This window comes from Hyunsoonleella aestuarii (assembly GCF_006148925.1).
GTDB lineage: Bacteria > Bacteroidota > Bacteroidia > Flavobacteriales > Flavobacteriaceae > Algibacter_D > Algibacter_D aestuarii.
This window is the reverse complement of the sequence record NZ_VAWB01000001.1, coordinates 1,009,579-1,032,989: the sequence shown is the minus strand read 5'-3', so window position 1 is coordinate 1,032,989 and position 23,411 is coordinate 1,009,579. Positions and strand designations below refer to the sequence as shown.

The following is a 23,411-nucleotide window of genomic DNA, read 5'->3' as shown; positions in this document are numbered from 1 at the left end:
TTGAAGAGAGATTTGGAAACCTAAAATCGAAATCGTTTTCGGTATAATCTTTATCAGTTTCGAATGGAATTATTTTATACAGTAACACAGACATTATATTTTTGAAAAACATGTTATTAATTATAAGTAAATACATCAGGTTTTGGAAGATATAGATATTTTATGTGTGGGCGAAGTGCTTATTGATTTTATTGGTCATCAAGCAGGAGAACTTATTAATAGCACGAAAGATTATCACAGATATTTGGGAGGTTCTCCAGCAAATGTTGCGATGAATTCATCACGACTAGGTTTAAATGCAGTGTTGGTTTCTACAATTGGTCGAGATGGTTTTGGAGAATACATTTTTGATAGGCTAAAAGGTGTAGGTGTAAACACAGAATTTATTAATGAAATTGAGTCAAAACCCACGAGTGTTATTTTTGTTTCAAGATCAGAAGGAACACCAGACTTTATTCCTTTTCGAGCGGCAGACAGTTATATTGAAGCTCATCAGATATCGGAAAAAACTCTTCAGAAATCTAAAATATTTCATACCACATGTTTTGCTTTAAGCAAAGAACCAGCACAATCTGTAATTCTAAACAAAGCTAAAGAAGCTTATAATTTGGGCTGTAAATTGAGTATTGATGTTAATTATTCAAGTAAGTTATGGAACTCAAGGGAAGAAGCTGTAAATGTTATCACAACGTACTGTAAATACAACCCCTTGATAAAGATTAGTGAAGATGATATGCTACGCTTATTTGAGCAGCACTTATCTCATTCCGAAATATTCGATTTTTTTCATAATCTAGGCGTAGAAACCGTTTGTTTAACGCTTGGAAGCAAGGGGGTAAAGCTGTCTCAGCACAAAAAACCTGTTATAGAATTACCAGCAATAAAAATTGAGAAGGTTGTTGATGCTACAGGCGCTGGTGATGCATTTTGGTCTGGATTTTTATTCGCACAGATAAAAAAGAAACCTGTAAAAGAATGTTTAGAAATAGCATTAAAATTGGCTGCTTTAAAGCTCCAAAATGTTGGAAGATTACCCGATAATATTGATATTTTATCAAAACTTTTATAGCAAGATTATTTAAAATGAAGCAAGAATATAAAGGGATTTCAAATGGAGTCATGCTTAACGCTTATCCAGATAGTATAGGGTCCAGATTAAGTGATACAATTGTAATGCTCAAAAAACCGGAATTGCAAGATGTTTTTTCTTTTTTTTACGTGTTACCAACCTTCTTTAATAGTGATTTAGATAGAGGGTTTTCTATCATCGACTATAATTTGAATAATGAGTTGGTTTCAGATGAAGATTTAAAAGCTTTGCATGAATTAAATATTAGGCTTAAGTTTGATATCGTTTTAAATCATTTATCTGTAGCATCCCCCCAGTTTAATGATTTGCTAAAAAACGGAACGGAATCTAAATACAAAGATTTTTTTATAAACTGGAATACGTTTTGGGAAGGTCATGGTAAAATGAATGAACAGGGTGTCGTTATCCCAAAAGATGAGCACTTACAAAAATTATTTATGCGTAAGGCGGGGCTACCTATTTTAAAGGTTCGGTTTCCAGATGGAACAGAACAACCCTATTGGAATACTTTTTATCAAAAAATAGAATATAACCATATTGACCCAGTCGACTTGTCTAATATTAAGGGACTAAATCATGCTAATGCAGAATCGATTTGTTCTGAAATAAATTTGGCGATTGGCAATGGAGTTGAGTTATCCAGCTTAGATTTTAATGAATTAATAGAGTCTAAGAAAGAAGTCCTTGATATTGTTGAGTCCAAGCGAAGTTATTTAGGTCAAATGGATGTTAATGCCAAGTCTAGCCTAGTTTGGGATTTTTATAATGAAACTTTGTGTAAACTTAAAGGTTTTGGCTGCGAAATATTAAGGCTGGATGCTTTTGCGTATTTGCATAAAGAAATTGGGCAATCTAATTTTTTTAATACACCTGGAACTTGGGAATATTTAGACCGAATCAATCAAATAGCTAAAAAAAACAACTTAAAACTACTTCCAGAAATTCATGCAGAATATGGACTACATCTTCACGATCAAATTGCAGAAGAAGGTTATCAAATTTACGATTTTTTCCTCCCTGGCTTGGTTATTCATACACTTGAGACACAAAACAGTTCTGCCCTAATAAATTGGGCTAAGGAAATTATTAAGAATAATTTTACCTGCGTTAACATGTTAGGTTGTCATGATGGGATTCCAGTTTTAGATTTAAAAGGAAAAGAAGTAGGTGGAAATTACAATGAAGGACTATTAGCAGATATCGAAATAGATAGTTTAATGAATTTGATTATTCAACGAGGTGGTAGAGTAAAGAATTTATATGATGCCGAAGGCAAAAAACTATCCTACTATCAGGTAAATGCAACTTTTTTTAGTGCGATTGGAGAAGATGAACAAAAATTATTGCTTGCAAGAGCGATCCAAATGTTTATGCCTGGGATTCCTCAAGTTTGGTATTTAGATTTGTTTGCTGGTAAAAATGATTATGAAGCTGCAGATAGAGCCGGAAGTGGGGGTCACAAGGAGATTAATAGAACTAATCTTTCTAATGAAGAAATTGAAGCGGGATTAAAAAGAAACGTGGTTATTAATCAACTTAATATGATGCGGATAAGAAATACAAATAAGGCGTTTACAGGAAGCTTGATTATTAAAGAGGAGAATAAAGACTACATTAATTTGAAGTGGGAAAAAGAAAGTGATTTTGCCCATTTAAAAGTTAACCTAAGGGCTTTAAGTTTTTCAATAAAGCATAAATTTGATGGAAATATCGAAGAATTAATTTTTTAAAAATCTTACCGTTTCTTATGCGGAAGAGATTTTTTTCTGGATATGCAGAAAGACTTAATAATAATTTAATTTACAAGTCTTTTTAAATTATATATATTTGTTAAGTAATTGTAAAAAAGAGGGATAGCTTTTTTAGAAAAACAGTTTTTTTGATGAGTGAAGTTACTCAGTAGGAAACATGGTTTTTTACGTCAAAATTTACGTTTCATCGATAATATTTGTTTTTTGTCGGTGTTATTTCGATTAAAAACGGTAAGAATTTTTAGTTAAACCGCTTTTTTTTATACATTTGCCACCCCATGACACTACGAAATAAAAGAATATTTGCCTCAATCTTATTTGTATTAATAAGTGTAGTTTGTATTGCGCAACAAACTAAGGATGGAAATAATCCTCCCCAACCACTTCCTCCTCCACCTCCTCCAGGCCTTTCAGTTGGTGTTGACGCAACGTTTTTAATTTGTTTAGCATTAATTTATGGTACGTGGCGTTTACTAAAAAAAGATGTCAAAATTTAATCATTATCTGGTTTCAAGGACATAAGTCTTGCTACATATTTACCAAGGACGTCAAACTCTAGATTTACAATTGTCCCAATTTCAAATTCATTAAAATTCGTGTGTTCATAGGTATAAGGTATAATAGCCACACTAAAGGAGTTGTTTTTAGAATTTATAACCGTTAAACTGGTTCCGTTAATTGTTATTGAACCTTTTTCAATAGTCACATTATTTAAATTAGGGTCATAATTAAAGCTAAAGACCCAACTCCCGTTTTCATTTTTTATATTTGTACATGTTGCTACTTGGTCTACATGCCCTTGAACAATATGGCCATCAAGCCTGTCACCTAATTTCATAGCACGTTCAAGATTTACCTTATCACCAACTTCTAAAAAATTAAGATTAGTTTTAATTAGGGTTTCTTTAATCGCGGTTACTGTATATGTTTTTTCGTTTATTAAAACAACAGTTAGGCAAATACCGTTATGAGAAACACTTTGGTCAATTTTTAGTTCGGGAGTTAAATCACTTTTTATAGTAATATGCAAGTTGTCCTTGTCTTGCTCTAAATTAGTTACATGCCCTATTGACTCAATAATTCCTGTAAACATAGTATTATCTGTTTATTTGGTTAAATTTGCCAATTCAAAAGTACGTGAATTTTTTCATTTAGAATTTAAGAAAACACTAATTGAAAAATATTTAATACAAGCATAAGTGGTTATTTTACATTAAGAAAATCACAAACAAAATTTATCATTTTTAATGGAACATATAGAAAATATTAAAGTAGGTATATCCATAGGAGATTTAAATGGTATAGGAGGTGAAATTGTTTTAAAAACCTTTGAAGATAATAGAAGTTTAGAATTTTGTACCCCAGTAGTTTTTGCATCAATCAAAGTGATGACTTTTTTAAAGAATCATTTTAATTCTGAAATCAATTTTCATAGTATAAATACTCTGGATCAGATTTCCGAGGGGAAAGTTAACGTATTTAATTGTTGGAAAGAACCTGTTAATATAGATTTTGGTAAAGAAGACCCAAAGATAGGAGCATACGCAATAAAGTCTTTCATAGCGGCCACAAACGCTCTTAAGAATCACAAAATCGATGTTCTAGTAACAGCACCTATAAATAAGCACAACATACAGTCGGAAAAATTTAATTTTCCAGGACATACCGATTATTTAGATCAGCAATTAGAAGGTGAGAGCTTAATGTTTATGGTTACTGATTCTTTGAGGGTTGGTCTTTTAACAGATCATGTGCCAGTTAAGGAGGTTTCAAATCAAATCAACGAAGCATTAATTACTAAAAAACTTGATACTGTTTATAATTCGCTTAGGAAGGATTTTAGGATAAATAAGCCAAAAATAGCAGTGCTTGGTATTAACCCACATACAGGAGATAACGGTGTTATTGGTAATGAAGATGATGACGTTATGAGGCCTGCTTTAAAGAAGATAAAAGAATCTGGAAAATTAGTTTTCGGGCCGTATGCCGCGGATAGTTTTTTTGGCTCAAATAACTACAAAAATTTTGATGCAATTATAGCCTCTTATCACGATCAAGGCTTAATACCATTTAAAACACTTTCATTTGGTCAAGGCGTGAATTTTACCGGAGGACTTAATAGGATTCGAACATCTCCAGATCACGGAACTGCTTATGAAGTCGCTGGAAAGGGAATAGCAGATGAAAATTCTTTTAAAGAAGCTGTTTTTACTGCTATTAAAATTTTTAAAAATAGATTTGATTTTGAGCAACTTACATCAAATCCATTAAAAAAAGCACCAAGAAATTCACGCAAGTAAATAGTGTTGAAATAAGCATTAGAGATATAAACAAAAAAATGTTTATAAGTCATGCAACGTAAATAAAAATTTATATATTTGCAGGCTCAAAATAGATGTGATGATGAAGCCAATGACAGAGTTTACAATTCCATTTGTAGGGCTAAAAGTAGCGACACATCATTTTGATTATAAAATTGAGCAAGCGTTCTTTGAACATTTTGAGTATAAAGATTTTAACAATGTAAAAGTTGATGTAAAAGTTGCTTTAACCAAAAAACCAACATTATTAGAATTACATTTTAAAGTTTCAGGATTAGTGAACATTAATTGCGATGTGACTAACGAACCTTACAACCAAAAGATTAATAATGAATTTGATTTGGTGGTTAAATTTGGTGATGAATATAATGATGAGAATATTGACATTCTAATATTGCCGCATGGCTCTTATGAACTTAATATTCAACAATATCTATATGAACTTATTATTTTGGCTGTGCCAATTAAAAGAATTCATCCTGGTGTTAAAGATGGAACATTAGATTCAGACATACTTAAAAAGTTAGAAGAATTAAGCCCTAGGCTTAATGAAGATAAAGAAACCCATGAGGAGAATGATCCGCGTTGGGACAAATTGAAAAAATTATTAACGGATAAATAAAAACATAAAATGGCACATCCTAAAAGAAAAATCTCTAAAACTAGAAGAGATAAAAGAAGAACTCATTATAAAGCAACTGCGCCACAGATTGCTACATGTCCAACAACTGGAGAAGCTCATTTATATCATAGAGCTCACTGGCATGAAGGAAAATTGTATTACAGAGGTCAAGTATTGATTGACAACTCTGAAGAGACAGAAAATTTAGCATAGTAAATATGCATTTATATTACAAAACGCTCACATGTGAGCGTTTTTTTTATGAATACTTTTTCAAAAACACAAAAACTAACTATTTTACGTGTTTTTAAATGAAAATTTAGTAGTTTTCACAAAACTTTGGGCATTTATGTCCAATTTTGATGATATTTTGGTCGAATTAACTAAAAAGTTATGAGTAAAATTTCAGCAGCGATTACAGCTGTAGGTGGCTATGTGCCAGAGTACGTATTAACCAATCAAATACTTGAGACTATGGTTGATACTAATGACGAATGGATTACTTCTCGTACAGGAATTAAAGAGCGAAGAATACTTAAAGAAGAAGGAAAAGGAACATCTTTTTTAGCAATTCAAGCAGCGAAAGACCTTATTAATAAAAAAGGCATTAACCCAAAAGATATAGAATTAGTTATTGTTGCCACGGCAACACCAGATATGAAAGCTGCTTCAACGGCTTCTTTTACAGCATCTGAAATTGGAGCTACAAACGCTTTCTCTTTCGATATGGATGCCGCTTGTTCTAGTTTTTTATACGGGATGTCGGTAGCAGCTAGCTACATTGAGTCTGGAAGATATAAAAACGTTTTACTAATTGGGGCCGATAAAATGTCGTCTATTATAAACTACAAAGACAGGGCAACTTGTATTATTTTTGGTGATGGTGCTGGAGCTGTATTGTTTGAGCCAAACACTGAAAATTTAGGCTTTCAAGATGAATATTTAAGAAGTGACGGTACAGGTAGAGAGTTTTTACAAGCCACTTATGGTGGTTCATCTTTCCCGCTTACTCCAGAGTCTATGGAGCAAGGAGGACAGTACGCATTTCAAGAAGGAAGAACAGTTTTTAAAAATGCCGTTTTTAATATGGCGGATGCTACCGTTAAAATATTAGAACGAAACAACCTAAACAAAGAGAGTGTTGATTGGCTTGTTGCTCATCAAGCAAATAAGCGCATTATTGACGCTACTGCACAACGTATAGAATTAGAAGATGAAAAGGTGATGATGAACATCCATAAATATGGGAATACAACATCTGCAACCTTACCACTCCTTTTAAATGATTATGAATCTAAACTAAAAAAGGGCGATAACTTAATATTTGCTGCTTTTGGGGGAGGATTCAATTGGGGTGCCATTTATTTAAAATGGGCCTATAATTAATTAAACTAACCATTAACTAATTAGCATAATTATGGATATTAAAGAGATTCAAAACTTAATTAAATTTGTTGCAAAATCTGGCGCAAGTGAGGTTAAATTAGAGATGGATGATATTAAAATCACCATAAAAACTGGATCAGATTCAGAAACAACAGTTGTTCATCAAGCAGCTCCTATTGCTCAGATACCTCAAATGGCGCCGCCATCAGCTGCTATTGTACCGGCCACAACAGAGGCAGCTGCACCTGCAACACCAGCCGCTAAAGCGGATGATGATTCAAAATATATTACCATTAAATCACCAATAATAGGGACTTTCTATAGAAAACCATCTCCAGATAAACCTTTGTTTGTTGAGGTAGGACAAACTATTGCCGAAGGTGATGTGTTATGTATTATAGAGGCCATGAAACTTTTCAATGAAATAGAATCTGAAGTTTCAGGTAAAATTGTAAAGATTTTAGTTGATGACTCTTCACCAGTTGAGTTCGACCAACCATTATTTTTAGTAGACCCATCATAGCCTATTAAAAATTCCGATATACAAATCTCAAAATCCAATATTTGGAATTTGGCGATTGGAATTTGTAATTTTTAATTCAAGAAGTTATGTTTAAAAAAATATTAATAGCAAATAGAGGAGAGATAGCACTTCGTGTTATTAGAACTTGTAAAGAAATGGGTATTAAAACAGTGGCAGTTTATTCGACAGCCGATCGTGAAAGCTTGCATGTTAAGTTTGCCGATGAAGCTGTTTGTATAGGGCCACCTTCTAGTGCAGAGTCCTATTTAAAAATGTCGAATATAATATCTGCAGCGGAAATAACAAATGCAGATGCCATTCACCCAGGTTACGGATTTTTATCTGAAAATGCTAAATTTTCAAAAATCTGTGAAGAGCACGGTATAAAATTTATTGGAGCTTCGGCCGAAATGATTGATAAAATGGGTGATAAGGCAAACGCCAAAGCAACCATGAAGGCTGCCGGTGTTCCTTGTGTCCCAGGTAGTGAAGGGGTTATTGAATCGTTCGAAGAATGTAAAAAGCTTGCTAAAGAAACAGGATATCCTGTAATGCTAAAAGCTTCAGCAGGTGGTGGTGGAAAAGGGATGCGAGGTGTATTCAAGCCGGAAGACCTTAAAGACGCTTGGGATTCTGCAAGACAAGAATCTAAAGCAGCTTTTGGGAATGACGATATGTACATGGAAAAGCTTATTGAAGAGCCAAGGCATATTGAAATTCAAGTAGTTGGAGACTCTCGTGGAAAAGCATGTCATCTTTCAGAAAGAGACTGTTCTGTACAACGTCGTCATCAAAAACTAACCGAAGAAACACCTTCGCCTTTTATGACGGACGAACTCCGTGAAAAAATGGGGTTAGCCGCAGTAAGAGCGGCCGAATATATTAAATATGAAGGTGCAGGAACGGTTGAGTTTTTAGTTGATAAGCATCGTAATTTCTATTTTATGGAAATGAATACACGAATTCAAGTTGAGCACCCTATAACCGAACAAGTAATAGATTTCGATTTGATTCGCGAACAAATATTAGTAGCTGCAGGTGTGCCAATTTCTGGAAAGCACTATACGCCAAAATTACACTCTATTGAGTGTCGAATTAACGCTGAAGATCCATATAATGGTTTTAGACCATCCCCAGGGGTTATTCATACATTACATGCTCCAGGAGGTCATGGCGTCCGTTTAGATACGCATGTTTACGCGGGTTACGCAATTCCGCCTAATTATGATTCTATGATTGCCAAGTTAATAACCACGGCACAAACTAGAGAAGAGGCTATAAATAAAATGAAGCGAGCGTTAGATGAATTTGTAATAGAAGGTATTAAAACAACTATTCCATTTCATCGTCAGCTTATGGATCATCCAGATTATTTGGCAGGCAATTATACCACCAAGTTTATGGAAGATTTTAAGATGAAACCTCAAACAGATAATTAAATAAGACTCCGAAAGTAATTTCGGAGTTTTTTTATGGTGTTGTCGCTCCTTTAATCGCGGTCAGGCTATCCATTATATCTTTCTTGTGCTGAAATTGTTTTAGTATCTAATCTAGTATTTTCAATATACTAAATATAGTTCAACATTAAACTTTAGGTTAAGCACAAAAAAGGAGGCCATTTCTATCCTTAACACAGTATAGAACTTCAATTTAAAATTCTAACTTAGCTTAATGAACTTTTCATATTGGGAAATAAAAACATGGCTTTCAAAAACCGATTTCTGTATAGTCGGTAGCGGTATTGTTGGACTTAATTGTGCGTTACATTTAAAAGAACTTTATCCCGAATCGAGAATTCTGGTGCTCGAAAAAGGGATGTTACCGCAAGGTGCAAGCACAAAGAATGCAGGATTTGCTTGCTTTGGAAGCCTTAGTGAGATTTTAGATGATTTAAAATCGCATTCTCAAGAAGAAGTAACAGAATTGGTTGAAAAACGCTATGAAGGTTTAAAACTATTAAGAAAAACATTAGGGGATAATAAAATAAACTATAAAAATAATGGCGGATTTGAACTGTTTACCCGCGAGGATGTCGAGTTATTTGAAAGTTGTTTAGAAAATAGAGAAGCAATTAATAAGATGCTATTTCCAATTTTTAAAGAGGATGTTTTTAGTTTAAAAGATAATATTTTCAATTTTAAAAATATTCAAAACCAATACATTTTAAATACTTTCGAAGGACAAATTGATACGGGTAAGATGATGGAGGCTTTGTTACAAAAAGCCCACTCAAAGGGGATTAAAATATTAAATAATATTGTTATCGAAGAATTTGTTGAGAACGGAAATTCAGTAAAACTAAAAACGAATCAATTTGAAATTTCTACGTCTAAACTACTAATCGCTACCAATGGTTTTGCTGCACAGTTTATTGGTCAAAAAGTTAAGCCGGCAAGAGCTCAGGTTTTAATTACCAAACCCATAGAAAATTTACACATAAAGGGCACATTTCATTTAGATAAAGGATATTATTATTTTAGAAATATAGACAATAGGATTCTTCTGGGAGGTGGACGAAACCTTGATTTTAAAGGAGAAGAGACTGTAAATTTTGGGTTAACAGATTTAATTCAAAATAAACTAGAAAACCTTTTAATAAATACAATCCTTCCAAATACTCCTTTTGAGGTAGAACACAGATGGAGTGGTATTATGGGTGTTGGAAACCAAAAAAGAGCGATTGTAAGGCCAATTAGTGACAATGTTTTTTGTGGTGTACGTTTGGGAGGTATGGGTGTTGCTATTGGGAGTTTAGTTGGAAAGGAGTTAGCAGAATTATTGTAATGACATTAAAAGAGAATTTATATAATCAATGTTTGGTATTTATTGATAATCGATTTCAAACAATTAAAAACACAATTAATGAGATTCAAGAATCGTTGCTTGCTGAAACTAAAAGTAGCGCAGGAGATAAGCACGAAACAGGTAGAGCGATGCTGCAACTGGAGCGAGAAAAGGCAGGAGCTCAACTGGCCGAAATTAATAAGGTAAAAGAAAGTCTTGCTAAAATAGATATAAATTGTTCTTCAGAAATTATTGGGCTGGGTAGTCTTGTTTACACATCACACTTCAATTATTTTATTGCCATTAGTGCTGGAGAATTAAAAGTTAATGATGAAAGGTTTTATGCCATTTCGCCTAGTACACCAATTGGAAATTTATTAATTGGTAAAAAGGCGAGAGATGAGATTGTTTTTAGAAACCAGAAATCTTTAATAGAAAAAGTATTATAGGTTTCGAGCTAATTTATTTTGAGACAAATACTTTCGTTTTTGTTTAATGCAAAATCATGTTCAAAGAATACCTTTTCTTTGTTTAGTGTCGCTTCAATCAAATAATAGTTTCCTTTAAAATAGCTGTGCAAAACAATGGCTTTAAGTGATGATTTTGCTATAACTTTTAACTGATGGGCGTAAACAATTTGATTGTCAATAACATTAAACTCTCCAAAAAAGGAAGCAATTAGCGGACATATTGGATAGTTATACAGCGCTTCTGGTGAATCATTAACAATAACTTTTTGGTTGTTTAAAATTATCATGTTATCAGCAAAACCAAGAACATCTTCCTTATCATGTGTAGCTACAATACAGGTTATGTTTTTATCTTTTAAATATTTAAAAACACTGCGTCTAAGACTTTGTTTTTTGAAATTATCAATATGACTAAAAGGCTCATCTAGTAAAATGATTTCTGGCTCTTTGGCTAGAGCACGTGCAAGAGCAACGCGTTGTTTTTGACCACCACTCAATATCTTCACTTTGGTATGAGCAAACTCAGTTAGTTCTACAACTTCAAGTAATTCAGCAATGCGTTGTTGCTTTTTTTCTGGGTAAAAATTGGAAAGAAATTTTCCAATGTTTTCTGAAACACTTATAAAGGGCATTAAATCAAATTCTTGAGCCACAGATTTCATAAAATCGTAACCAACAACTAAGTTGTATTTAGGTCCTAAAACTTCTTGATTTTTCCAAAAAATATGGCCCTGGTCTAAATCGTATTCGCCATACAAAACTTTTAAAAGGGTGCTTTTCCCAGAGCCACTTTCTCCAATTACGGCAAGATTTTCTCCAGATTTAACCTCAAATGAAACGTCTTTTAAAACGGGAGTTTTTTTATAAGAAAAAGTAATATGATTTACCTGTAACATAGCGAAGCAAAAATAGCATAAAAAAATACGCTTCAGTAATTGAAGCGTATTTTAAGAGAATGATTTCGATTATCCTTTTATTTTGTTAGTGGCTTTATTTGGCAAAACTTCAAATCCCATGTTGTATAATGCAAATCCATAAATATCGGTATATTGTTCAATAGTTTTACTAACGGGAGTTCCAGCGCCATGACCAGCATCTGTTTCAATGCGAATTAACGCAGGATTATTTCCTGCTTGTTTACTTTGTAATTCTGCTGCAAATTTAAAACTATGAGCAGGCACAACGCGGTCATCATGATCACTAGTAGTTATTAAAGTTGCTGGATACTGAACACCTTCTTTTACATTATGAATTGGTGAATAGCCTTTCAAATACTCAAACATTTCTTTACTGTCTTCTGAAGTACCATAATCATAAGACCATGCAGCCCCAATAGTAAATTTATGATATCGTAACATGTCCAACACCCCTGCAGCAGGTAAAGCTACTTTAGCTAAATCCGGTCTTTGGGTTATTACCGCACCTACCAATAAGCCTCCATTCGAGCCACCTCGAATTGCTAAATAGTCCGATGAGGTATATTTTTTATCAATAAGGTATTCACCTGCGGCGATAAAATCGTCAAATACATTTTGTTTTTGCATTTTAGTTCCTGCTTCATGCCATGCTTTTCCATATTCACCACCACCTCGTAAGTTTGCAACGGCATAAATACCACCTTGTTCCATCCATACGGCATTAGTAATGCTAAAATTAGGTGTCTGACTAATATTAAATCCGCCATAACCGTACAGAATAGTTGGGTTTTTACCGTTAAGTTCTAATCCTTTTTTATAGGTAATCATCATAGGTACTTTTGTGCCGTCTTTTGATGTGAAAAATACCTGGTGACTTTCATAGTCATTACTGTTGAAAGCTATAGAGGGTTTCCAGCGTAATTCTGTTTCTCCTGTTTCTAAATTTAGCTTATAAATACTTGGGGGTGTATTATAATTTGTAAAAGTGAAATAGTCTACTTTTTCATCTTTTTTACTACCAAAACCACCTGCTGTTCCCTCTCCTGGAAGCACTATTTCTCTAACTAAAGACCCATCAAAATGGAATTGCTTTACATATGATATAGCATCAATCATATAATGCGCTATGATGTAGTTTCCACTAATTGATGGCGTTAAGACATTATCCGTTTCTGGAATAACGTCGCTCCAATTTTCTGGATTGGGTTTTGCAATATCTAATGAAACAATTCTTCTGTTTGGGGCGTCTAAATTTGTAAGAAGAAAGAGTTTAGTGCCTTGATTATCTATAACCAGTGTTTCACTATCTAAGTTGTCTAAGACCCTTATAAATAGACTATTTGAGTTTGAAAGATCTTTAACCAATAACTTATTACCTGAGGAAGATTCTGCCGGTAAAACAATAAGATACTTATCATCTCTAGTCACATAAGATCGAATATACCTATGTTTTTCTTTCTCTTTACTTCCATAAACTAGAATGTCTTCTTTTTGAGGTGTGCCCAATTTATGATAGTATACTTTATGGTAATTGTTTTCCTCTGAAAGCTCACTTCCTTTCGGTTTATCGTAGCTGGAATAGTAAAAACCTTCATTTTTGTACCATGACGTTCCGCTAAATTTTATATTTTTTAATGTGTCTCCAATAACTTCTTTCGTTTCAGCATTGAGTACTACTACTTTTCTCCAATCACTACCGCCTTCTGAAATCGAATAGGCTGCAATTTTACCATTCTTAGAAAAGCTTAAACTCCCTAATGAAACGGTTCCATCTTCAGAAAATGTATTAGGGTCTAAAAACACTTCAGGTTCTTCATTGCCCTTTTTTCTATATATTACATTCTGATTTTGTAAACCATCATTTTTATAAAAGTATTCGTAATCACCTTCTATAAATGGCTTTCCCAGTTTTTCATAATTCCATAAGCTAGACAATCGTTCTTTTAATTCTTCTCTAAAAGGTATTTTATCTAAATAGCTAAAAGTTGCCTTATTTTGGGACTTTACCCAATTTTCTGTTTCTTCACTTCTATCGTCTTCCAGCCAACGGTATGGGTCTTTTACTTCTGTTCCAAAATAAGTGTTTAAAGTATCAACTGTTTTAGTTTTAGGATAATTCACTGCAATAATATTAGTTTTTTGTGACTCATTTTTACATGCCAGTAATATGAAAAAAGCGCTTATGATAATTACGGTCTTCTTCATGATTGATGAGTTTTTAAGTAACCAAAAGTACATAAAAAAACTCCTGCATTTTCATACAGGAGTTTTATATTAAAATCTTAGATTTTAAATAATTACACTAATTTATTATCGATTAAATATTCAGCAATTTGAATAGTATTTGTTGCAGCTCCTTTACGTAAATTGTCTGCAACAATCCACATATTTAAAGTATTTGCTTGTGTTTCATCTCTTCTAATACGTCCAACAAAAACCTCGTCTTTATTGTGTGCATAGATGGGCATAGGATAGGTGTTTGTATCTGTGTTATCTTGAACAACAACTCCAGGGGTTTGGCTTAAAAGCTTACGAACATCAGATAAATCGAAATCATTTTCAAACTCAATATTTACAGATTCGGAATGCCCTCCAGCTGTTGGGATTCTTACCGCCGTTGCCGATACTGAGAACGTACGGTCGTTCATAATTTTTTGAGGCTCTCTAGCTAGTTTCATTTCTTCTTTAGTATATCCGTTTTCCTCAAAAACATCACAATGAGGTAATGCATTTCTTCCAATTGGGTATGGATACGCCATTTCACCCTCAATACCTGCGATTTCATTTTCCAATTGTCTTACCGCTTTAACACCAGTACCAGAAACAGATTGGTAGGTAGATACTATTACACGCTTCATTTTATACTTTTTATGAAGTGGATTTAACGCCATAACTAGCTGAATAGTTGAACAGTTAGGATTAGCAATAATTTTATCGTCTTTGGTAAGTTCACTAGCATTAATTTCTGGAACCACTAATTTTTTAGTTGGATCCATTCTCCAAGCCGAAGAATTATCAACCACCGTTGTACCGGCTTCAGCAAATTTAGGAGCCCATTCTAGTGAGGTTTCACCCCCAGCTGAAAACAAGGCGATATCTGGACGCATAGAAACAGCGGTTTCTAATCCAACCACGGTATAATCGATTCCTTTATATTGTAATTTTTTTCCAACTGAGCGCTCTGAGGCTACAGGAATTAATTCTGTTACAGGAAAATTACGTTCTTCAAGAACTTTTAGCATCACTTCGCCAACCATTCCAGTGGCTCCAACAACTGCTACTTTCATTTTTATTTATTTTTAATAACGTTTCGTTCGACAAAACTAAGTATTAATTCTTTTTTAGAATCTAAAAAAAGCCCTTGTTTTCTTTAAACAAGGGCTTTTTAACAACAAATAACATCTTGTTATTTAATTAACATAATGTTATTTTTTTAACAAATCTCTGATTTCACCAAGCAACTCCTCTTGAGTTGGTCCAGCAGGAGCCTCTGGGGCTGCCTCTTCTTTCTTCTTCATTTTATTAACGCCTTTCACAACCATAAACATTACAAAAGCAACAATAATAAAGTCGATTACGTTCGTTAAAAATGTTCCATATTCTAAAAACACTTCACCTACCATTTCACCAGCGTCGTTTAATGCACCATCTTTTAGTTTATATCTTAAAGCTTTAAAATCAGAATCGAAAATCAAACCAACTAGAGGAGATACGATACCTCCAGTAAACGCAGTAACTACTTCCTTAAAAGCGGCACCCATAACAAAACCAACTGCAATGTCGACTAAGTTGCCTTTCATTGCAAACTCTTTAAATTCTTTTAACATTTTTATAAATTATTAGTTAGATAAGTCACTAAAATAGTGAAAATTAACAAATTTAACATTTGTTAAGGATCTTATTTTATAAAGACTCTTTTTACGCGCTGTGAAATAGACGTGATTAGTTCGTACGAAATTGTGTTTGCTGTATTGGCAAAATCTTCGGCTGTTTTATCTTTTCCAAAAACAATAACTTCATCCCCTTCTTCACAATCGATGTCCGTAATGTTTACCATAATCATGTCCATACATACATTTCCGATAATAGGAGCCGTCTTTCCATTAATAAGCACATAGCCTTTGCCGTTTCCATATTGTCTGCCTATTCCGTCGGCATGACCAATGGGAAGTGTTGCGGTCTTAAGAAAACCAACCGATTTGAATCCGCGATTATAACCAACCGATTCGCCTTTTTCTATCCTATGAATTTGAGAAATAATTGTTTTTAACGTGGCTATAGGCTTGAGTGGTTTATTCTCCTTTTTAGAATTACCAAAACCGTATAATCCAATACCACTTCTAACCATATCCAAATGGGCTTCAGGATAATTTAGAATACCAGAGGTGTTACATATATGAAGCATGGGTTTGTAGCCAATCGTTTCTGAAAAACGGCTAGCTATCGTTTTAAATGTTTTAATCTGATTTTTGGTAAATTCTTTTTCGTTTAAATCTTCACTAGCTGCCAGATGAGAAAAAATAGATTTTACTTTTACACTTTTAGTGGCTTTTAATTTACTAGCAATATAATCGACATCGTTTTCCCAAAATCCAAGACGATTTAATCCAGTATTAAACTTTATATGAACAGGATATTCCTTTTGTTTTTCACCTGAAGCTACTGTCAAAAACTCATTTAAAATTTTAGAGTTGTACAGACTTGGTTCTAAACAATTAGCAATAAGTGTTTTGAAATTGACCGGTTGAGGATGAAGTACCAAAATAGGTTTGGTTATGCCAGATTCTCGCAATGCAACACCTTCTTTAGTGTAGGCGACTGCAAAATAATCAGTATTTAAATCTTGCAAATACTTAGCTATTTCACAAGCATCGCTACCATAACCATAAGCTTTAACCACTGCCAAAAATTGTGTACCAGATTGTAATTTAGATTTTAGATGATCGAAATTATGTTTAAGAGCATTTAAATCTATTTCAAGAAGAGTTTCTTGCGCTTTAGGCATTCGAATTTTTAGTTTTAGAAGTAATCTCTTCAGCGTCGTTAACCTTCATGTTACGGACTTTATCTCGCATAGATGCTTTATAATAAGCAGCTCGACTTAAGGGCTCATATTCGTCTACTTCACCAAGAAGGACTAAATTATCATTTCTCGATTTTCGATAACTATACTGGGCAAGATTTCCTGTTCTTGTGCACACTGCATGCACTTTAGTGACATATTCTGCCGTAGCCATTAAATTGGGCATAGGACCAAATGGGTTTCCTTTAAAATCCATATCCAGACCTGCAACAATAACGCGAACACCTTTATTTGCCAAATCATTACAAATTCTAACAATCTCATCATCAAAGAACTGTGCCTCATCAATACCTACAACATCACAACCATCAGCCAAAATTGGAATATTTGCCGCCGCTGGAACTGGTGTAGAGCGAATTTCGTTAGCATCATGAGAAACAACCATGTCTTCATTGTAACGAACATCAATTGCGGGTTTAAAAATCTCAACTTTTTGCCTTGCGAATTGTGCACGTTTTAGTCGTCGGATTAATTCTTCAGTTTTTCCAGAAAACATGGAGCCGCAGATAACTTCTATCCATCCAAATTGTTCTTTATGATTTACTGTATTTTCGAGAAACATTTCGTAATTTTAACTCAGTATTTTAGTGTAATTCTAAAATATCTTTAGTACTAAACGTAGCAATTATTCGTTTGTATAAAGGTGGCGTAAATTTATTAAAAATCAAAAGTCTAAATCGTATTTAATTTTAAAAATTATAAAAACATTCATACACATATCCTACGAACAAGATTATTATTGTTAGAATACAATTGTTGGCTATTGAAGAACATTTAAAAAGGAATAGATGAAAAAGAAGCTAGAGTCAGAATTAATTAGCATAGCACATAGAATATTAAAACTAAAAGGAAAAGAAGATGTTATTAAATTGCATGCAGAAGTGTCTGCTCTTTATGAAAAGATATCTGTTTTAAAATTTGCTCATGAAAACTTTGAAGACGATTTTCCCACTATTGGCAACGACTCTTCTTTTTTCGGCATGTTAGATACAGCCTTTAATAATAAGGTTAGCGATAATATAGAGGTTGAAGATAAAATTTACATCAATCTTGATGATACTCGAGAAGAAGCCATTTCAGAACCTCTTATGGAAACCATAAAAGATATGGTTGCACAGATGCCACAAGAGACGCAGCAGGTTGATGCTATTTTTGAAGAGGCTATTTTAAGAACACCGGTTAGTAAAAGGAACCTAGAAGATATTACTGCAGGCTTTAGTGAGATGCCTGTTTTTGAACCAGTTTCTGAAGTTGAAAAACGGCTCTCTGATGAAAAAAAGTCGCTTAATGACAAACTCAAAGGAGTCGGACTCAATATAGGGCTTAACGATAAAATAGCTTTTATAAAGCATTTGTTTGACGGGAAAAATGAGGATTACGATCGTGTAATTTCTCAGCTTAATACGTCAATATCTTTTAGTGATGCTAAACGTTTTATTGAAGAGATTGTTAAACCAGATTATAATAACTGGAAAGGCAAAGAGGAGTTTGAAGAACGCTTTATTGCAATTATAGAAAGTCGCTTTAGTTAATGAGTAAACTTTACATTGTTCCCACACCAATAGGAAATTTAAAAGACATAACTTTTAGAGCTATTGAAGTTTTAAAAAATGTTGATTTTATTCTTGCCGAAGATACCAGAACCTCTGGTAAATTATTAAAGCATTTTGAAATAGCAACCCATATGCAATCCCACCACATGCATAATGAACATAAAACGGTTGATTCAATAATCGAAAAACTTAAATCGGGGACTGAAGTAGCATTAATTAGTGATGCTGGTACACCTGCAATATCCGACCCTGGATATTTACTATCTAGAGCTTGCATCGAAAACAATATTGAAGTAGAATGTTTACCTGGAGCAACCGCTTTTGTTCCAGCTTTGGTAAATTCTGGACTCCCAAACGATAAGTTTGTATTCGAAGGGTTTTTACCTGTTAAAAAGGGACGGCAAACCAGATTATTATTACTTGCGGTAGAAACGCGAACTATGATTTTTTACGAAAGCCCTCATAAATTAGTTAAAACTTTAGGTCATTTTTGTGAGTATTTTGGTGAAGATAGACAAGTCTCAGTCTCACGAGAACTTACTAAATTATATGAAGAAACCATTCGTGGAACAGCCAAAGATGTTTTACACCATTATTTTCAAAAACCACCTAAAGGAGAGATTGTTGTTGTTGTTGCTGGTAAAAAATAATGTTATTTTGAGCACAGTCGAAACATCTAATTAATGAAAGACTTACTCGAAAACATAAAACAATGCACTATCTGCGAAAACCATTTAGCCTTGGGACCAAGACCAGTTGTTTCTGCACATCCCGACTCTAAAATTGTTATTATTGGTCAAGCACCTGGAACTAAAGTGCATGCAAGTGGGATACCATGGGATGATGCCTCTGGAAAACAATTACGGAATTGGCTCGATGTAACTGTTGAGGAGTTTTATGATGAAACTAAGTTTGCAATTATCCCTATGGGTTTTTGTTACCCCGGAAAAGAAAAAACAGGCGATTTACCTCCAAGGCCAGAATGTGCACCACAATGGCACAAACCTTTATTTGACGAACTTAAAAATATCGAGCAGGTTATTTTAATTGGCATGTATGCTCAAAACTATTATTTAGGTAAAAAAGCAAAGAATACATTAACCGAAACCGTTAGAAATTATAACGAATATTTACCAAGGTATTTACCATTGCCACACCCATCACCACGCAATCGATTTTGGTTAACTAATAACCCTTGGTTTATGGATGAGGTGTTACCAGAGTTGAGAAAAAATGTGAAGTCAATTTTATAATTATGAGACTACTTTATTGCGTTCGTTAGGACGTAGTTTGTAAAAATAAAGACCTCTAAAGTTGCCGCATATACTGAAAATACTTCATTGTCTCTTGTGGATTGGCTTTAACATCAATACGCTTAATCTCATCGCCATTTTCATTTAATTCGATAAGGAAACTTTTTTCTCCATCATCTAACATTCTCAAATAGACATTTAGGGAGCCATCTTCATAATAAAATTTCATGGCTTCAAAATCGTCGTAAGTAGATGAGATTTGTTCCGAAAAAACTTTACCCCCTTTAACGTATTGGGTTATTTTTCGGCCATCTTTAATAAACATTTGAGAATCAATTTCTCCAATTTGATTATATGAAATAGATTCAATTATTTCTTCATTTTTAATTGTCGACTCAGAACTTATTTGCCCATTTTCAAAGTAACCAATACTTTTTCCATACAGCAGGCCTTGATTATAAGTCTTATGTGTTTTTATTTTGCCAGATAACGAATAAATTTTTTCGTTACCGTGGAGCTTTCCATTTTGATATTGAGAATGGGAGAAAATTTCTCCATTAGAGTGAAAAACGATATAATCACCATTTAAGACACCCTCTTTAACACTAAACTCTTCCCATTTTGAAGTTTTGTTACCAATTACATAGTAACCATCCATGACTTCTTTAGTTTCATTAAGACGATAAACCCCAATACCATTATAGGAGTCGACGAAATAAGAGTTTCGGGGCAGTAGCTCAAAGCTAGAACTGTCTTTATTTGCTTTTTCTTTACATGCAGAAATAACCCAAATAAGGGTAAGGATTAAGCAAGTCTTTTTTAGAAATAGGTTCTTCATAAGGCTAAACATGTTTTCCTTTCTCCCAACCATGTTTCCCTAAATACTGTTCGCCACTCTCCACAGCACCACCTTCTATTGAAGTCCCCATGGAATCGTTCCAGCGGTTTAAGTAACCAAACAATGAAATGACACCAAGCATTTCTACGATTTCACCTTCATTCCAATGTTCATAAAGGCGTTCTTTTATAGTCTCATCAACAGCATTAGGCACTAGGGATGCTGCTAAACTAAAGTCTAAAGCCGCACGTTCTGCTTCACTAAATGCATGATGTGTTCTATATTCCCAAATATTATCAAGTTGTTCTTCTTCTGCTCCGTAACGTTCCGCGGCTCGAATGGCGTGTGCTTGACAATAACGACACCCAGTCGAGTTACTCGAAACCCAAGCAATCATACGCTTTAAGGCTGAGGTTACCCTGCCTTCATTAGCCATTACAGCTTTGTTTAAATTAATAAAGGCTTTGCTAATTGCAGGGCGCCGCTGCATGGTTAATACCGAATTTGGACAGAATCCAAGCGTCTCATTAAAAAACTCTGCAAGCTTTTTTGTTTCTAAATCATGGTCGGCAGATAATGGTGTAACTAAAGGCATGGTTTTATTTTTTAATAGTATTTTTGAAGCTACAATTAACAAAAAATAATTAAGAATAATGGCAGTTCAAGTGACAACAACATGGCTGGGAGAGATGCGGTTTGAAAGTACAAATCCATCAGGGCATAATTTATTTATAGATACGGGTGAAGAAAGTGGCGGCAAAGGAGAAGGGTATCGCCCAAAAGCATTAATGTTATCTGGCCTAGCAGGGTGTTCTGGATTAGATGTTGCTGCATTGATAAAAAAAATGAAACTAAAAGTAGATGATTTTAATATTCAAATAGAAGCAAACCTAACTGAAGAACATCCAAAATATTATGATAAAGTTGCGATGCACTTTAATTTTTTTGGTGATGATTTAAATGAAAAAAAATTACAGCGTGCTGTTGATTTATCGGTTGAAAAATATTGTGGAGTTATGGAGATGTTCAGGCAGTTTGCCGAAGTTAAAATAGAAACACATTTTCTGAAAAAAGCAAACTAAAGGGGTTTTGTTAAAACCTTTTTTACACTTAAAACCTTTTTAAATGCGTTGGACGCTAAAACCAAAACCTGAAACTGATAAGGTTAAACAGTTACAAGAAGCTCTAAATGTTGATGAGCTTGTCTCAGTTTTATTGGTACACCGCGGTATTGAGACTTACGACAAAGCAAAGCAATTTTTTAGACCAAGTTTAAGCGATCTTCATAATCCTTTTTTGATGAAGGATATGGATATAGCCGTTAATAGAATTGAAGCTGCAATTCAGCAAAATGAGAATATCTTGGTTTATGGAGATTACGATGTAGATGGCACTACATCGGTGGCTTTATTAAGCTCATATTTAAAAACTAGAACAGATAAGGTTGCTACTTACATTCCTGATCGTTATGAAGAAGGCTATGGCATTTCATACAAGGGAATTGATTTTGCAGAAGACAATGGTTTTACATTAATAGTTGCCTTAGATTGTGGAATAAAAGCAATCGATAAAGTTAATTACGCTCGTAAAAAAGATATCGATTTTATTATATGTGATCACCATAGGCCAGCGGAAAATATTCCAGATGCCATTGCGGTTTTAGATCCTAAAAGAGAAGATTGTAACTATCCATTTAAGGAATTATGTGGTTGCGGCGTAGGGTTTAAATTGGTGCAAGCTTTGGCTTTAAATGAAGGTAAAAAAACAGACGACTTAGTCCATTATCTGGATTTAGTTGCTACAGCAATTGCCGCAGATATTGTCCCAATAACTGGAGAGAACAGAGTACTGGCATATTTTGGGTTGCAAGTTATTAATGAAGCACCACGAACAGGCATAAAAACTTTAATTGCTCAAGTAAAGAAAAAGGAACTTACAATTACAGACGTTGTTTTTATTATTGCTCCTAGAATTAATGCCGCTGGACGCATGAAGCATGGCAACCATGCCGTTACCCTGCTAAATGAAGAAGATGAAGCTTTAGCTGAAACGTATGCTTCAGAAATTGAAACTTTTAATACAGACAGACGCGATGCCGATAAACAAATTACTGAAGAAGCTCTCAAACAAATTGAAGCACAAGAAGAACAAGAACGTTTTACTACTGTTGTTTACCATGAAAATTGGCATAAAGGTGTTATTGGTATTGTCGCTTCTCGATTAATCGAGACCTATTACAGACCTACCCTAGTTTTTACAAAAAGTGGTGATATGCTCTCAGCGTCTGCACGCTCTGTTTCTGGGTTCGATGTCTACAATGCTTTGGAAGCTTGTTCGGAATTTATAGAACAATTTGGAGGGCATAAATATGCAGCTGGATTAACACTTAAGGAAGAAAACTATCAAAGTTTTAAGGATAAATTTGAAGCAGTTGTAAAAGACACTATTGACACAAATTTACTTACACCAGAAGTTAAGGTTGATTCTAAAATTGATTTAAGTAATATAGATAATCGCTTGTGGCGTATATTGCGTCAGTTTGCTCCTTTTGGCCCTGGAAACATGACACCAGTCTTTATGACCGAAAACCTCTTTGACACGGGATATGGTAAATGTGTTGGAGAGGATAATAAGCATTTAAGAATTACGGTCACTCAAAAAGTAACAAATGCTAAATTTGTGTGTATTGGCTTTGGATTAGGAGATAAATTGGATCTTATTTCCAATAAGAAAACTTTTACTGCCGTATATTCTATTGATGAAAACGAATGGCAAGGAAACATTTCGCTTCAATTAAAATTGAGAGATATTAAGATTTAG

General features: G+C 33.9%; 25 protein-coding genes. 16 read left to right on the top strand and 9 right to left on the bottom strand.

Annotation, left to right across the window (positions count from 1 at the left end; all coding sequences use genetic code 11):
* The first annotated feature begins 142 nt into the window (after positions 1-142).
* From FEF17_RS04770 to FEF17_RS04760, 3 genes are all read left to right on the top strand, one after another.
* A complete protein-coding gene (locus FEF17_RS04770; protein WP_139001212.1) occupies positions 143-1,069 on the top strand; it encodes a carbohydrate kinase family protein in 927 nt (308 codons plus the stop codon).
* Positions 1,070-1,083: 14 nt separating this feature from the next.
* Complete coding sequence (locus FEF17_RS04765; protein ID WP_139001211.1) at positions 1,084-2,820, top strand: alpha-amylase family glycosyl hydrolase; 1,737 nt, start codon at positions 1,084-1,086, stop codon at positions 2,818-2,820.
* Positions 2,821-3,119: 299 nt separating this feature from the next.
* Complete coding sequence (locus FEF17_RS04760) at positions 3,120-3,338, top strand: hypothetical protein (protein WP_139001210.1); 219 nt, start codon at positions 3,120-3,122, stop codon at positions 3,336-3,338.
* On the opposite strand, the gene FEF17_RS04755 is transcribed toward FEF17_RS04760, so the two are convergent.
* The gene (locus FEF17_RS04755; protein WP_139001209.1) at positions 3,335-3,934 is read right to left on the bottom strand and encodes a riboflavin synthase; all 600 of its coding nucleotides are present in this window, start codon (positions 3,932-3,934) and stop codon (positions 3,335-3,337) included. The genes FEF17_RS04760 and FEF17_RS04755 overlap by 4 nt on opposite strands.
* A gap of 154 nt (positions 3,935-4,088) precedes the next feature.
* Between FEF17_RS04755 and pdxA the strand changes: the two genes are divergently transcribed.
* From pdxA to FEF17_RS04715, 8 genes are all read left to right on the top strand, one after another.
* Positions 4,089-5,141 (top strand): 4-hydroxythreonine-4-phosphate dehydrogenase PdxA, encoded by a 1,053-nt coding sequence (gene pdxA, locus FEF17_RS04750; RefSeq protein WP_139001208.1) that lies wholly within the window; start codon positions 4,089-4,091, stop codon positions 5,139-5,141.
* A 103-nt stretch (positions 5,142-5,244) separates the two neighbouring features.
* On the top strand, positions 5,245-5,784 hold the full coding sequence (locus FEF17_RS04745; RefSeq protein ID WP_139002136.1) for a YceD family protein: 540 nt from the start codon (positions 5,245-5,247) through the stop codon (positions 5,782-5,784).
* A gap of 9 nt (positions 5,785-5,793) precedes the next feature.
* Entirely contained in the window at positions 5,794-5,997 is a 204-nt protein-coding gene (gene rpmF, locus FEF17_RS04740; RefSeq protein ID WP_042240381.1) for a 50S ribosomal protein L32, read from the top strand.
* Positions 5,998-6,177: 180 nt separating this feature from the next.
* Entirely contained in the window at positions 6,178-7,170 is a 993-nt protein-coding gene (locus tag FEF17_RS04735) for a beta-ketoacyl-ACP synthase III (protein ID WP_139001207.1), read from the top strand.
* A gap of 31 nt (positions 7,171-7,201) precedes the next feature.
* Positions 7,202-7,693, top strand: coding sequence for an acetyl-CoA carboxylase biotin carboxyl carrier protein (gene accB, locus FEF17_RS04730; protein ID WP_139001206.1), 492 nt, complete (start codon positions 7,202-7,204; stop codon positions 7,691-7,693).
* A gap of 86 nt (positions 7,694-7,779) precedes the next feature.
* Entirely contained in the window at positions 7,780-9,132 is a 1,353-nt protein-coding gene (gene accC / locus FEF17_RS04725) for an acetyl-CoA carboxylase biotin carboxylase subunit (RefSeq protein ID WP_139001205.1), read from the top strand.
* A 232-nt stretch (positions 9,133-9,364) separates the two neighbouring features.
* Positions 9,365-10,477 carry an NAD(P)/FAD-dependent oxidoreductase gene (locus FEF17_RS04720; protein ID WP_139001204.1) on the top strand — a complete coding sequence of 371 codons (1,113 nt, stop codon included), beginning with the start codon at positions 9,365-9,367 and terminating at the stop codon, positions 10,475-10,477.
* Positions 10,477-10,926, top strand: coding sequence for a 3-oxoacyl-ACP synthase (locus tag FEF17_RS04715; RefSeq protein ID WP_139001203.1), 450 nt, complete (start codon positions 10,477-10,479; stop codon positions 10,924-10,926). The genes FEF17_RS04720 and FEF17_RS04715 overlap by 1 nt, the downstream gene beginning before the upstream one ends.
* A gap of 8 nt (positions 10,927-10,934) precedes the next feature.
* On the opposite strand, the gene FEF17_RS04710 is transcribed toward FEF17_RS04715, so the two are convergent.
* From FEF17_RS04710 to FEF17_RS04685, 6 genes are all read right to left on the bottom strand, one after another.
* A complete protein-coding gene (locus FEF17_RS04710) occupies positions 10,935-11,843 on the bottom strand; it encodes an ABC transporter ATP-binding protein (RefSeq protein ID WP_139001202.1) in 909 nt (302 codons plus the stop codon).
* 69 nt (positions 11,844-11,912) lie between these two features.
* Entirely contained in the window at positions 11,913-14,069 is a 2,157-nt protein-coding gene (locus FEF17_RS04705) for a prolyl oligopeptidase family serine peptidase (RefSeq protein WP_139001201.1), read from the bottom strand.
* Positions 14,070-14,161: 92 nt separating this feature from the next.
* The gene (locus tag FEF17_RS04700) at positions 14,162-15,151 is read right to left on the bottom strand and encodes an aspartate-semialdehyde dehydrogenase (protein WP_139001200.1); all 990 of its coding nucleotides are present in this window, start codon (positions 15,149-15,151) and stop codon (positions 14,162-14,164) included.
* A gap of 138 nt (positions 15,152-15,289) precedes the next feature.
* Positions 15,290-15,691, bottom strand: coding sequence for a large-conductance mechanosensitive channel protein MscL (gene mscL / locus FEF17_RS04695; protein WP_139001199.1), 402 nt, complete (start codon positions 15,689-15,691; stop codon positions 15,290-15,292).
* 71 nt (positions 15,692-15,762) lie between these two features.
* Positions 15,763-16,869, bottom strand: a complete 1,107-nt coding sequence (gene alr, locus FEF17_RS04690; RefSeq protein ID WP_139001198.1) for an alanine racemase — start codon at positions 16,867-16,869, stop codon at positions 15,763-15,765.
* Positions 16,862-17,509 carry a thymidine kinase gene (locus FEF17_RS04685; RefSeq protein ID WP_139001197.1) on the bottom strand — a complete coding sequence of 216 codons (648 nt, stop codon included), beginning with the start codon at positions 17,507-17,509 and terminating at the stop codon, positions 16,862-16,864. The genes alr and FEF17_RS04685 overlap by 8 nt, the downstream gene beginning before the upstream one ends.
* A 226-nt stretch (positions 17,510-17,735) precedes the next feature.
* On the opposite strand from FEF17_RS04685, the gene FEF17_RS04680 reads away from it, so the two are divergent.
* From FEF17_RS04680 to FEF17_RS04670, 3 genes are read left to right on the top strand one after another with little or no spacing between them, the layout of a single operon-like run.
* Positions 17,736-18,479 (top strand): DUF8457 domain-containing protein, encoded by a 744-nt coding sequence (locus tag FEF17_RS04680; RefSeq protein WP_139001196.1) that lies wholly within the window; start codon positions 17,736-17,738, stop codon positions 18,477-18,479.
* A complete protein-coding gene (rsmI, locus tag FEF17_RS04675) occupies positions 18,479-19,150 on the top strand; it encodes a 16S rRNA (cytidine(1402)-2'-O)-methyltransferase (RefSeq protein WP_139001195.1) in 672 nt (223 codons plus the stop codon). The genes FEF17_RS04680 and rsmI overlap by 1 nt, the downstream gene beginning before the upstream one ends.
* A gap of 33 nt (positions 19,151-19,183) precedes the next feature.
* On the top strand, positions 19,184-19,753 hold the full coding sequence (locus FEF17_RS04670; RefSeq protein WP_139001194.1) for a uracil-DNA glycosylase family protein: 570 nt from the start codon (positions 19,184-19,186) through the stop codon (positions 19,751-19,753).
* Between the two features lie 55 nt (positions 19,754-19,808).
* On the opposite strand, the gene FEF17_RS04665 is transcribed toward FEF17_RS04670, so the two are convergent.
* Both FEF17_RS04665 and FEF17_RS04660 read right to left on the bottom strand, forming a co-directional pair.
* A complete protein-coding gene (locus FEF17_RS04665; RefSeq protein ID WP_170180966.1) occupies positions 19,809-20,591 on the bottom strand; it encodes a toxin-antitoxin system YwqK family antitoxin in 783 nt (260 codons plus the stop codon).
* Positions 20,592-20,595: 4 nt separating this feature from the next.
* On the bottom strand, positions 20,596-21,186 hold the full coding sequence (locus FEF17_RS04660) for a carboxymuconolactone decarboxylase family protein (RefSeq protein WP_139001192.1): 591 nt from the start codon (positions 21,184-21,186) through the stop codon (positions 20,596-20,598).
* 58 nt (positions 21,187-21,244) lie between these two features.
* Between FEF17_RS04660 and FEF17_RS04655 the strand changes: the two genes are divergently transcribed.
* Both FEF17_RS04655 and recJ read left to right on the top strand, forming a co-directional pair.
* Positions 21,245-21,673, top strand: coding sequence for an OsmC family protein (locus FEF17_RS04655; RefSeq protein ID WP_139001191.1), 429 nt, complete (start codon positions 21,245-21,247; stop codon positions 21,671-21,673).
* 43 nt (positions 21,674-21,716) lie between these two features.
* Positions 21,717-23,411 carry a single-stranded-DNA-specific exonuclease RecJ gene (gene recJ / locus FEF17_RS04650; protein WP_139001190.1) on the top strand — a complete coding sequence of 565 codons (1,695 nt, stop codon included), beginning with the start codon at positions 21,717-21,719 and terminating at the stop codon, positions 23,409-23,411.